Source organism: Vibrio coralliirubri (assembly GCF_024347375.1).
GTDB classification, from domain to species: domain Bacteria; phylum Pseudomonadota; class Gammaproteobacteria; order Enterobacterales; family Vibrionaceae; genus Vibrio; species Vibrio coralliirubri.
Window position 1 is genome coordinate 3,298,133 of sequence record NZ_AP025470.1, and the last position, 12,837, is coordinate 3,310,969.

A 12,837-nucleotide genomic window follows, 5' to 3' on the forward strand; every position below is an offset into this window, starting at 1 on the left:
AAACAAGAACGTTATCGCTCCTGAACTAAAAATATAGCCAAAAATGTCTAGTTTGCAGCCACTTTTTAAGTGCGCTCTCAATAATAAATATCTCGAGAAAATGGTGCAGAAAAAGGTCGCTAATCTTACTCGATGCTGTGATTTAGGTCACGCCTAAAGGAGATGATTTCATGCTTTTTTTCTGTTTTCGCCAGTGCAATCAAACTGTCAAAAATTCATGGTTAATCTATAGGTAGCAGATTGCTGCTCTCAAACGAATACGCCATGTTCACTCGTAACGATATGGTGCTATTCCTCTAGATGAAGTTTAGGTGAGTAGTTGACTATCACCAGAATCAGATACTAATCTTTATATGAGCTTTATCTACGTTCAATGAATGCAAGGCAAGCCGCACGTCGGCAAGGAGATGCTATGGGCGAGACCAACCGGAAGCTATTTGTTTTAGACACCAATATTCTACTTCACGAACCCTTCGCTATATTTTCTTTCCAAGAGCACGATGTCGTTATCCCCATGACAGTGCTAGAAGAACTCGACAGAATCAAAGACAGTAAGAGAGATGTTGCTCGAGACGCAAGAATTGCGATTCGAACGCTCGAAGACCTGTTCAGGGAAGCCACACCAGACCAAATATCGGAAGGCATCCCTTTTTCTAAAGACATAAACGCATCTGGCAGTATTTCAATACTCGCTGACTACGAACTTCAAGAAAGCATCAAAGCCTTCGCCGATGACAAGGCAGGCGATAACCGAATCCTCAACGCAGTCCTCTATCTTCAAAATAAACGCGCGCCTCGCGAAGTGGTTCTCATCACCAAAGACATCAACATGCGTTTGCGGGCCAAAGGCGCTGGTGTCCGCTTTGTTGAAGATTACCAAACTGACCAACTAATCGATGATATCCAATACCTCACCAAAGGCTTCCAACAACTGGAAGGCTCATTTTGGGATGGTATCGATAATGTCGAGAGCAGAAGCCTAGGCGGAAAGACGCTACACACCTTAGCAAGAGCGCCGTTCGAGCCAACCTTCCTCAACCAATATGTGATTGACGAAGAAAGTGATTTTGCCGCTCGAGTCGAGGAGATTGAGCCGGAAAGCATTACACTGAGAGACCTCAGCCGCGAAAGGCTGATGAATCGCAGAGCATGGGACATCACACCAAAGAACGTTTATCAAGGCATGGCGATAGATGCGCTGCTCGACCCTGATATTGATCTTGTGATTCTCACTGGCGCAGCGGGTAGTGGTAAGACGCTGTTAGCCATGGCTGCTGCACTTGAACAAACCATTGAACGTAAACAGTTCGATAAGATCATCGTAACCCGAAACACCCCTGATATTGGTGAATCGATAGGTTTCCTTCCGGGTACAGAGGAAGAGAAGATGTTGCCTTGGTTAGCCGCAGTGACCGATACACTGGAAGCACTGCACAAGAACGACCACTGCACAGAAGGCTCGATGAAATACATCTGTGACAAAGCCAATATCCAGTTCAAATCAATCAACTTCATGCGTGGCCGCTCGATTCAGAATGCATTTGTGCTTTTGGATGAGTGTCAGAACCTCACAGCTTCACAAATCAAAACCATCATCACCCGTTGTGGTGAAGGTACTAAGATCGTCTGCTCAGGTAACCTAGCGCAGATAGATTCTTCCTACCTAACCCCTGTGACTTCAGGCTTAACCTACATGGTTGAGCGTTTTAAAAACTTCGAAGGCAGTGCCAACATCCACCTCAATGGTGTGGTGCGTAGCCGACTGGCTGAGTTTGCGGAAGAGAACATGTAGTGACTCTATACGCTCACTGAATCCGTAATCTAAAAACAAAAAGCGCCTCACATTGGAGGCGCTTTTCAATTTATCTTTATAGTGATGTTTCAGAGGCTAGTCTGCTTTACTCAGTACCACCAACGGTTAGCGAGTCTAGTTTCAATGTTGGTTGACCAACACCCACTGGCACACTTTGACCAGCCTTACCACACACACCCACACCACGGTCGATGCTTAGGTCGTTACCCACCATAGACACCTGCTGCATTGCTTCGATACCAGAACCGATTAGCGTCGCGCCTTTCACTGGGTGAGTGATCTTACCGTTTTCAATCATGTACGCTTCAGAAGCTGAGAATACAAACTTACCTGATGTGATATCGACCTGACCGCCACCGAAGTTCGGTGCGTAGATACCTTTCTCAACCGTTGCGATGATCTCTTCCGGCGTGTGTTCGCCCGGTAGCATGTATGTATTCGTCATACGTGGCATTGGAAGATGCGCGTAAGACTCACGACGACCATTACCTGTCGGTGCTACACCCATTAGACGAGCGTTCAGCTTATCTTGCATGTAACCTTTTAGGATGCCGTTTTCGATTAGCGTATTGTACTGACCGTTAACACCTTCATCATCGACGTTCAATGAACCGCGTAGATCCGTTAATGTGCCGTCATCGACAATCGTACATAGGCTTGAAGTTACTTGCTCACCAACTTTACCAGAGAATACTGATGACTCTTTACGGTTGAAGTCGCCTTCTAAACCGTGGCCTACCGCTTCATGCAGCAGAACGCCCGGCCAACCAGAACCAAGAACCACAGGCATTGCACCAGCAGGCGCTGCAACCGCTTCGAGGTTAACTAATGCTTGGCGAATCGCTTCATCAGCAAATTGGTAAGCAACCTGAGTGCCTTTATCATCGCTTAGGAAGAAGTCGTAACCAAAACGGCCACCACCACCAGCGCTACCACGCTCACGACGATCGCCCTTCTGTGCAAGCACACTAATAGACAAGCGAACCAGCGGACGAATATCACCAGCGTAAGTGCCATCAGTAGCAGCAACCAGCATCTGCTCATGCACACCACTTAGGCTCACCGAGACTTCAGTCACCATCGGTTCTTTAGTGCGAATGTAAGCATCTAATGATTTTAGTAATTCTGTTTTCTGCTGTTTTTCCCAGCTCGCTAGCGGGTTAACTGCATCATAGTAAGCTTGGTTAGAGTTGCGTTTGAACGCTTGAACCTTGCCGTTTTGACCTTGTTTAGCGATACCACGAGCCGCAATTGCGCTCTGCTTCAGACCATCCAGTTGGATTTGGTCAGAGTAAGCAAAACCGGTCTTTTCACCAGATACTGCACGAACACCAACACCGCAATCGATATTGAAAGAGCCGTCTTTAATAATGCTGTCTTCTAGCACTAAAGATTCGTGCCAGCTTGACTGAAAATAGATATCAGCATAATCAATTTGGCGGGTAGCAATGCTCGCCAATGTATCTGCGATATTTTGCTCCGTAAGCCCTGTCGGGTTCAGTAGCGCTTCTTCAATTTGATTAATGCTCATAGATGGCTCTTGTTTGTAATTAAAATTGATTGGTAAATCGAGAGTGTTGCGCGATGGGCATATTTTGCCTAATGGACTCGCAACTGGATGTGTCTATCTCAACCACCATACTTTTAGGATCTTGGTCTAACTGTGCGACCACTCGTCCCCATGGATCAACCACCATTGAGTGTCCCCATGTTTCTCTTTGGCAAGGGTGTTTTCCGCCTTGACCTACCGCGACAATCCACGACTGTGTTTCAATCGCGCGGCATCTTAACAGTGCTTCCCAGTGCGCTTGACCCGTTACCGCTGTAAAAGCCGCAGGCACCACAATGATTTGTGCTCCTTGCTTACGTAACTCTGAATACAAGTGTGGAAAGCGCACATCATAACAAATACTCAAACCTAAGCGACCAAAAGGCGTTTCCGCTGTCACAACTTGGTTGCCCGGAGTGAAAATATCCGACTCTCGATAACACTTATGTGCGTCAGCGACATCCACATCAAACATGTGTAGCTTGTCGTAATGAGCAACGAGGCAACCAAAATCATCAATCACCAAGGTTGTGGTCGTCACGCCGTTAGTTGTGCTTATCGGCATGCTACCAATAACGATCCAAATTCTATGAAGCTTTGCTAGCTCAGAGATTTTCTTTTGCAGTGGGCCATCATTTACAGGCTCAGCATACTGGTGATAGTCGGCTTTACTGCCAAAGACTAACGCGTTTTCAGGGCACACAACCCACTTAGCCCCTAACTCTTTGCACTTTGCTACTTCTTGAGCAAGGTACTCAAAGTTCAATTCAGGGCTGGGGCCAGATGTCATTTGAATCAACCCAACACAATCCATGTGTATCGCTCCTCCATTCATTATGATTCAGAAATCAGCATTTCACCGTATATTCGCTGATTAGGATACTATGGTCTTTTCGGCTAATTTAAGGCCTATTCGGCTAATTTTCTCAGCTTCTCTGGTAGCTGAAACTCGCCGGAGCTACGAGAAAGCTCGCTCACCGTTGGTGAATCCAATGGCCCTTTCACCGAGTAATTAACTTGGGTAAAGACTTCAACCACTGGCGATATAACCGTGGTCACCGCCAAGACGTACAGCGCCGTTTGAGGGGTTACCGCAAAGGCAGTTAATACAGGAATCCCCGAGGTAATATCTGGGGTAAAGTTCACCTCAGCATCAACCTGACGCGTGTTGAGGTTAGCGATACCTTTGATCTTCATCTCACCGGCGACCGCATCCATATTCAGATCATTGGTCAGGAAGATGCCATTTTGAATCTCGCCAGTGCCTGTGATGCTGTTAAATGCCATACCTTTATCAAACACGTCCGAGAAATCGAGCTGCATCTTACGGATGATCGAATCTAGGCTAAACAGACCAAGCAATCGAGCAGCGCCGCTCACATCTGAGATAATGCCTTTACCAAACTTAGTTTTAACGTTGCCATCAAGGGTATCCATTTTGATCCCCCAAGGCGAGCCGTCCCAATTTAGTTGGCCTTCCAACGCAAATGGCGCTTTTTGAATCCCGGAAGTAATACCAAAGCGCTCCATGAGTTCGCTGTTGTTTTCACCTTCTACATCAACGGTTAACGATGAATGACTCTTGTCACCTTGCAGTTCCCACCAGCCACTCACATCCGCTTTGTTGCCACCACTTCGAACCTGGATTTTGTTCCACTCGATACGGTCTTCGTTCCTCGTCATTTCAACATCGACCTTACCAACCTTGTAGCCTTGTAGCCAAAAGTCGTTCAACGTCAAGGTCAAGTTTGGCATCGCATCGTGGATCTTTCTATCCAATTTGGAGATCAATGGCGCAGCTTGTTCTTTGCGTTGCAGCAGTTGCTGATCTTGGTTGTTCTTATCACTCCATTCAGGAACAAACAGATGCAGACGATCCAGTGAAACCGTCAAATCGTAAGGTGGCAGGTAGTTAATATCCCCTTCTAGCTCTTGGCTAGACACTTCCATTTGCCACGCTTGTTTGTTCTTGCGAGCACTAAAATCGACATCATTCCAAGAGATACCACCCAAGATCAGCTCTTTACTCTCAAAGGTAATACGGCTTGGCGCTGGAATGGTTGGCGTGTTCATTTGGCTAAGCACAGCCGTTGAAGGCTTGACCGGTTCCATCACAACCGATAACCAATCATCGGCATTGAATTTATCCGTACGAATCAGTGCGTGATGGCCAACAACTGGGCTAATTTTATAGCCACCGCGACCAAGCACTAAGTTGGTCGCCGTTAACTCAGGCACGTCGCCTGTGATATCAATCTCAGCTTGGTACTTGGTGTTTGGCAATTGCAGGCGCGCGGTAATCGTCTCTTGGTTACCCGATGCCTGTAGCCTTGCAGAGCCACTTTCTAGTGATTTTTTCTCCAAAGGATACGGGTAATCACTCGCCAAGTATTTTAGATCTGACTGTAAGTCTAGTTGGTAGGTAAAGCCGATATCATTAAGCTGGATATCAATTTGGCTTTGCCATTGTGCATGACCTGACAAGCGACTTAACCATTGCTCACCAATGTAAGGTTCTAGAGGTTTAACGTCCCAGTCACCTAACACATCAATATCGACTGCATAGCCTGGGCCATCATTCAGGCCTTTAAAGTCAAGCGAGATACCTTGGTTAAGTAGATCCGCAGCGAGGCCATTTGCCGTCACCACATCATTATCAAACTCAATGCGACCCGTGGTATTCTCCAGCACCATTGGTGGCGCTTCAATCTCAACATGGTTACCACTTAGGTCGGCATAACCCCACGCTCTTGCTTCTTTTTCAGAATCAAACGGAATATTAAGCTGGAACTCAGAAGAGACATCACCACTCACTTGAAGTGCGGTTAACGCTGCGCCTACTGAACCCACCAGTGGCGAAGACGTCATGTAATCGCGCACTGCATTGCCTGACGCCGTCGCTTTAGCTTCAATTTCAATATGGCCGCCTTCCCCTAAATAAGGAATGCGTCCTGTGATTCGATCTGCCGTCACATCCATCAATTGAGCGGAACGAGAATCCAGATGCATCGCATCATTTTCAAACAACAGATCAAGCTGAAGGTCAGTAATCAATGGCCACGCAGTATCAAAGCTGAATTTCGCATCTTCTAAGCCAACCCAGACTTGGAAAATACCATCGTGGTTAGTGTATGGGTATTGAGACAAATCACCATGCCACAACAGTTTTACGGTGTCCGCTTTACCCGCTTGAATCGCAGTTGAAAGGTAGTCTGTTAGGTCTTGCCCAAGAGCCAGCGTAGGTAAGTAACGCCATGTTTCACCGACATTGTAAGCGTCCGCTTCGCCGTAGAAGGATAAAAACGGGCTCGCATCTTTTGGAAAGTCTAAGCGGAATGCGCCTAGTACTTGTAAATCTGGCGTTGCCGCTGTGATTTTGTCCGACCACAGTTTCCAGCCGTTTTCATCTTGTTGCCAAACAATATCAACCTGACCTTGTTTGATATTCAAAGGGGCTTGGAAGACATCACCATAAGGGAACACATCATCAATAACATGCAGGCTAGCTTTCGCTTCCGAAGCCGAACCAAACACACTACCTGACACTTGGCTAAAGCCTGGGACTAGTTCCCACTGCTCGATAGCAAGATCAGAAAAACTGGCTGAATAACGTAAACTGTCGATTCCTGAATCCATAGAGACACGGATATCAGAAACAGAGCCTCCCGGCGCCAATACGTTAATCATTTTGGTTGATTGTTCAGAGTCAGGCAGCAGCTTAATCAATGGAGTAATGGTCGCAATATCCAGCTCGGAAACGTTGAGTTGCCATGGACCGTGGTTCCACTTGAACGCGACGTCGAGTTCCGGCCAAGGTGTGTCATCCGTTCTGAGGTTTAGTGAGTGACCATTTACTTGCCAACCATCATCAGTCGGCGACAACTTAAAGACACCGGACTCAAGCATGAGGTCATGCTCACCATCTTCGTTCCACGTCAATTCTGAGGGTAAAACCTCAACATAAGCGCTTACCGGTTTGCTATTTCGCAGCGTAAGCCAGCTATTCAAGCTCACAGTACCCGTTTCAATACCGGATTCCGCCTGCATATAACGAGTTAACCAAGGCTTAACCGAGATACTGTCGGCACTGACATAAAACTCACCCGTCATATCCGTTAACGAGCCGCCATCAATAAAGTTAGCGCTCACTGACAAAGAGTTTAGATTGGCGTCTTTAATACTCACCACACCTTCCGCAAGGTGATGTTTACCTGAGTTTTGCCATTTGAGAGTTTCGATATCAAGCTGACGTTCTTCATCAGAGATAGTGCGATATAACAGAGTGGAATCTTTGGCGGTCACATCCACCAAAGTTTTCAGAAGTAAATTATCGAGCTCTTGTATCACTCGCTTGGAGGAACCGGGATCTTTAGGTTCGTCTTTGCCGTTTTGTCCGGCAAACAGATCAATTGAGCGGATATCAAGATACATTTGATTCATGACCAAGTCGGCCACAACTGGGCGCATCTGTACGACCGATTGAATCAAGTCAAACTCGACTTCAACACGCTCGACAGAAAAGCTCACATCTTCCGCATTGGGAAGGCTGGCTTTAACGCCTTGCAGAGCAATAGAGGGGTGAGTGTTACGCCAAAAACCGCCCACGTCTTGAATCGAAAAATCAAAACCGGAGTGTTGGTTTACCCAAAGCTCAATTTCAGATTGATACTTGTTTAAATTGGGCAAGGCTACACGCAGTGTAGTAACGGCAATGGCTAGCGTTACTAAGAGAGTAACCACTAACCATAAACATGCACGTAGAATCAGAGTAACGCTTGAGCTCACAAAATTTCCATTACATCATAACAACATCAAACTGCTCTTGTATGTACAGAGGCTCAGCCTGGATTTTAACTTGCTTACCAATAAAGACTTCAAGCTCCGCAAGCGCATGAGATTCATCGCCCTCTAACGCCTCAGCTACGGCAGCTGCCGCATAGACCACAAATTTATCGGCGTCGTACGCACGGTTCACTCGCGTGATCTCTCGAAGAATTTCATAACAAACGGTTTCAACTGTCTTCACACTGCCGCGGCCTTCACAAGCAGGACAGCTCGAACACAGGATATGCTCAATACTTTCACGAGTACGTTTACGAGTCATCTCAACCAAACCAAGCTGCGTGAAGCCATTAATATTGGTTTTCACACGGTCTTTGTCGAGCGCAGCCTCTAATGAAGTTAGTACTCGCTTACGATGTTCCTCAGACAACATATCAATAAAGTCGATAATGATAATGCCACCTAAGTTACGTAGACGCAGCTGACGAGCAATCGCTTGAGTCGCTTCTACATTGGTGTTGAAAATCGTCTCTTCTAGATTACGACGACCAACAAACGCGCCAGTGTTGATATCAACCGTGGTCATCGCTTCAGTTTGGTCGATAATCAGATATCCACCAGACTTTAATTCAACTTTACGATCCAATGAACGCTGAATTTCGTTCTCGGTATCGTACATATCAAAGATAGGCTTATCACCTTCATACAGCTCAAGCTTGTCTGTCAGCTCAGGCACGTATTCAGAGGTAAACTCTTTTAGATTTTCATATTCTAGACGAGAATCGACCTGAATCTTGCTCAGCTCAGTACCGACAAAGTCACGCAAGATACGCTGGCTTAAGCAAAGCTCACCATACAAACGAGTACGCGCCTTGTGCTTACCACGACGCTCTAATACTTTTAACCATAATCGCTTCAAGAATGCGGCATCTTGTGCCAACTCATTTGAATCTGCACCTTCTGCGGCAGTGCGGATGATGAAGCCACCATGTTCGTCACAGTAACGAGACACGACTTTTTTAAGGCGGTTACGTTCAGACTCGCTGTCGATACGTTGAGATACACCAACATGACTTGCGCCCGGCATAAATACCAAATAGCGAGACGGCAGAGTGATATCAGTGGTTAAGCGGGCACCTTTAGTACCAAGAGGGTCTTTGACCACTTGCACCACAATGTCTTGCCCTTGACGAACAAGCTCTGAAATATCACGAACCTGGAATTGCTTCTTTTCGTTTTCAGCGACACATTCAGTGTGTGGGACAATATCAGAGGCGTGTAAAAAAGCTGCTTTCTCAAGGCCTATATCCACAAAAGCCGCCTGCATTCCCGGAAGAACACGGCTTACACGTCCTTTATAGATATTTCCTACGATACCGCGTCGAGCATCTCGTTCGACATGGATCTCTTGAAGAGCCCCCCCTTCAATCATGGCCACACGAGTTTCACTCGGGGTCACGTTCAGCAACAATTCAGCACTCATGGTGCACCTCAGATTAGTAATTATAAGAATTCTTGCAGTAGCTGGTCCGTTTCAAATAAAGGTAAGCCGACAACGGCGTAATAACTACCTTCGATTCGGGTGACAAAACGTCCGCCCAAACCTTGGATCCCATAGCTACCGGCTTTATCGCATGGCTCCCCTGTTTGCCAGTATTGTTCTATTTCTTTTTCACTGAGGGGTTTAAACCATACGTCGGTAATAATGATTTCTGTTCTTTGTTTTTCTTCTGAAACCACAGAAACCGCCGTCATCACTTGGTGACGTTCATTCGCTAACTGAGTAAGCATGCGCTTAGAGTCAGCAAAATCGGTCGGTTTCTCAAGCACTTGCCCTTGGCTTACGACGACTGTGTCAGAACCAAGAACGACTATATCAGAGCCATGATCTACAGTATCAGAACTAGGAACGACATGCTGCCTTTCAGAAGGGTTATCTTTCAATAAAGACAACGCAGCTAAAGCTTTATCTAAAGATAGTCGCTTAACATATTCTTCGGCGGTTTCTTGAGCGTGTTTACACTCTTCAACATCGGTTACGAGGACAGAGAACTCATAACCGAGTTGAGATAGCAATTCTTTGCGGCGTGGAGAGCCGGATGCCAAAACTAAATGTTTCTTTTCCATCGTCACGCTACCTCACATGCCAATGACGACGCACACGTCTCATTAATAAAAACATCCAAGGCCAAAGTATACAGTTTATCAATGCGCTCCATAACGATAACGGATTGAAAACAACATCTTGGATCAAATATTCACCAAAGAAGATCAACACCTCAAACAAGACCGTTAACGCGGCAATGATCATCGCTTGCTGCCATAACGCCATGTTACGAATGACGAGGAAGTTCATCGCAATAATGTACATCACTATTGCCATCATCATGCCTCGAATACCCAGAGTAGAGCCGATCAAAAGGTCCCACAATAAGCCTAGAATCAAAGCACTACCCACGTTAACACGATGCGGTAGAGCCAGAACCCAGTAACACGTAACCAGCAGTAACCAAGAGGGTCTAAATAAATCTAAGCTACCAGGCCAAGGGATCGTCTGCAGAATCAGTGCTATTAAAAATGAGCAAAAAATTACTACCTTGCTTCTCAAAACGCTATTGGCCATCTTCGCCCTCTAACAATGCTTGTTCTATGCTCGATTGATCCGCTTGCATCTGTTTGTTTTCATCAGGCCATACAAGCAGCAAGTATCTGAGCTTATCGAACTCAACCACAGGCTCTGCTTTAATCACAGCGAACTCACGTTTCGGGTCGTAATCAACGGCAGTAACATAGGCGACTGGATAACCTTCTGGATATACACCACCAAGACCCGATGTCACCAACAGATCTTCTTCTTGTATATCGGTACTGGTTGGAATGTGCTCTAGTTGGATCTCATCAATCATGCCATTGCCCGAAGCAATCACACGGATGTCATTACGAATAACCTGAACAGGGATCGCATTGTTTGCATCAGTGAGTAGTAACACACGACTATTATGAGCAGCAACGAAAGTGACTTGGCCGACAATGCCTTTTTCGTTTATCACCGGTTGACCCTCATACACCCCATCAATCTGACCTTTGTCGATCACGACTTGATGGCGATATGGAGAAGTGTCTACCGCCATAACTTCTGTGACGACTTTCTTCTCATCACGGATAAACGGCGAGCCTAACAGCTTACGAAGGCGCTTGTTTTCTTCTTGATATTGCTCAAGCAGAATCAGCTCGCTCTTCAGACGCAAGACTTCTCGTTTAATATTATGGTTGGATTCAATTAACCCTTTGCGAGTGCTAAAACGGTCGTAAACACCATCGAACATAGTGCGAGGCAAGTTGGCTGCATATTGAATAGGCGCAACCATGCTGTTTAATAGATAGCGAACATTTGAGAAAGCATCTAAACGACTATCAGCCAGCATAAGGCTGGCTGATAAAATTACAGCAAAAAACAGGCGCAATTGTAGAGAGGGACCTCTACCAAAAATTGGCTTCATTCTATATTTGGTCCTAGAGCTACATTTGATCCTATAGACAAGGTCCTAGGCTCTTTACATAAAACTAGATAAGAAAAGAGCCTAACACTAGATATTATTCTTCGCTGAACAGATCGCCGCCGTGCATGTCGATCATCTCTAGAGCTTTACCGCCACCTAGAGCAACACACGTTAATGGCTCTTCTGCAACAACAACAGGGATACCTGTTTCTTCTGTTAACAGACGATCAAGATCTTTAAGCAGTGCACCACCACCTGTTAGTACCATACCGTTTTCTGAGATATCAGAAGCCAGCTCTGGTGGACACTGTTCAAGTGCAACCATCACTGCAGATACGATGCCAGATAGAGGCTCTTGAAGTGCTTCAAGGATTTCGTTTGAGTTTAGACTAAAGCTACGAGGCACACCTTCTGCAAGGTTACGACCACGTACTTCGATCTCTTCTACTTCATCGCCAGGGTAAGCTGAACCGATTTCGTGTTTGATCTTCTCTGCTGTCGCTTCACCGATCAAGCTGCCGTAGTTACGACGAACGTAGTTGATGATCGCTTCATCAAAACGGTCACCACCGATACGTACAGAAGACGAGTAAACCACACCGTTCAGTGAGATAACCGCAACTTCAGTCGTACCACCACCGATATCAACAACCATTGAACCTGTTGGCTCAGAGACACGTAGGCCAGCACCAATCGCAGCAGCCATAGGCTCATCGATTAGGTAAACCTCACGAGCACCAGCACCTAACGCTGATTCACGGATAGCACGACGCTCAACCTGTGTTGAACCACAAGGTACACAAACCAAAACACGAGGACTTGGTTTAAGCACACTGTTGTCATGCACTTGTTTGATGAAGTGCTGAAGCATTTTTTCCGTTACGTAAAAGTCGGCAATTACACCATCTTTCATCGGACGGATCGCTGAAATGTTACCAGGCGTACGACCAAGCATTTGCTTAGCAGCGTGGCCAACAGCAGCGACACTCTTTGCAGAACCCGCACGATCTTGGCGAATAGCTACAACTGAAGGCTCATCAAGAACAATGCCTTGGCCTTTTACATAAATAAGGGTATTGGCTGTACCTAAATCAATCGATAGGTCGTTTGAAAACATGCCACGAAGTTTTTTAAACATATTCTTCGCTCATCCTGCAAGAATTAGAAGACAAAAATTGCACTAAATGTACCAA

The 12,837-nt window shown here is 46.1% G+C and carries 9 protein-coding genes; 1 reads left to right on the forward strand and 8 read right to left on the reverse strand.

What is annotated here, in order from left to right:
* Positions 1 to 412 precede the first annotated feature (412 nt).
* Positions 413 to 1,792, forward strand: coding sequence for a PhoH family protein (locus tag OCV20_RS14905; protein WP_017062953.1), 1,380 nt, complete (start codon positions 413 to 415; stop codon positions 1,790 to 1,792).
* A 106-nt stretch (positions 1,793 to 1,898) separates the two neighbouring features.
* Here OCV20_RS14905 and tldD read toward each other — a convergent pair whose 3' ends face one another.
* The 8 genes from tldD to OCV20_RS14945 all read right to left on the reverse strand — a co-directional run bounded on the left by tldD (position 1,899) and on the right by OCV20_RS14945 (position 12,782).
* Entirely contained in the window at positions 1,899 to 3,344 is a 1,446-nt protein-coding gene (tldD, locus tag OCV20_RS14910) for a metalloprotease TldD (RefSeq protein WP_017061366.1), read from the reverse strand.
* Between the two features lie 19 nt (positions 3,345 to 3,363).
* Positions 3,364 to 4,176: a carbon-nitrogen hydrolase family protein gene (locus OCV20_RS14915; protein WP_050649483.1), complete on the reverse strand. Its 813-nt coding sequence runs from the start codon at positions 4,174 to 4,176 to the stop codon at positions 3,364 to 3,366.
* A gap of 95 nt (positions 4,177 to 4,271) precedes the next feature.
* Entirely contained in the window at positions 4,272 to 8,147 is a 3,876-nt protein-coding gene (locus OCV20_RS14920; protein ID WP_086773827.1) for a YhdP family protein, read from the reverse strand.
* Between the two features lie 10 nt (positions 8,148 to 8,157).
* Positions 8,158 to 9,627, reverse strand: a complete 1,470-nt coding sequence (rng, locus tag OCV20_RS14925; RefSeq protein ID WP_017061363.1) for a ribonuclease G — start codon at positions 9,625 to 9,627, stop codon at positions 8,158 to 8,160.
* Between the two features lie 20 nt (positions 9,628 to 9,647).
* Positions 9,648 to 10,271 (reverse strand): Maf family protein, encoded by a 624-nt coding sequence (locus OCV20_RS14930; protein WP_017066953.1) that lies wholly within the window; start codon positions 10,269 to 10,271, stop codon positions 9,648 to 9,650.
* Positions 10,272 to 10,278: 7 nt separating this feature from the next.
* Positions 10,279 to 10,767 carry a rod shape-determining protein MreD gene (gene mreD / locus OCV20_RS14935; RefSeq protein ID WP_017061361.1) on the reverse strand — a complete coding sequence of 163 codons (489 nt, stop codon included), beginning with the start codon at positions 10,765 to 10,767 and terminating at the stop codon, positions 10,279 to 10,281.
* A complete protein-coding gene (gene mreC, locus OCV20_RS14940; RefSeq protein WP_004735927.1) occupies positions 10,757 to 11,644 on the reverse strand; it encodes a rod shape-determining protein MreC in 888 nt (295 codons plus the stop codon). Before mreC ends, mreD begins: the two co-directional genes overlap by 11 nt.
* 94 nt (positions 11,645 to 11,738) lie before the next feature.
* Positions 11,739 to 12,782, reverse strand: coding sequence for a rod shape-determining protein (locus tag OCV20_RS14945; protein WP_017062957.1), 1,044 nt, complete (start codon positions 12,780 to 12,782; stop codon positions 11,739 to 11,741).
* Positions 12,783 to 12,837: the final 55 nt, after the last annotated feature.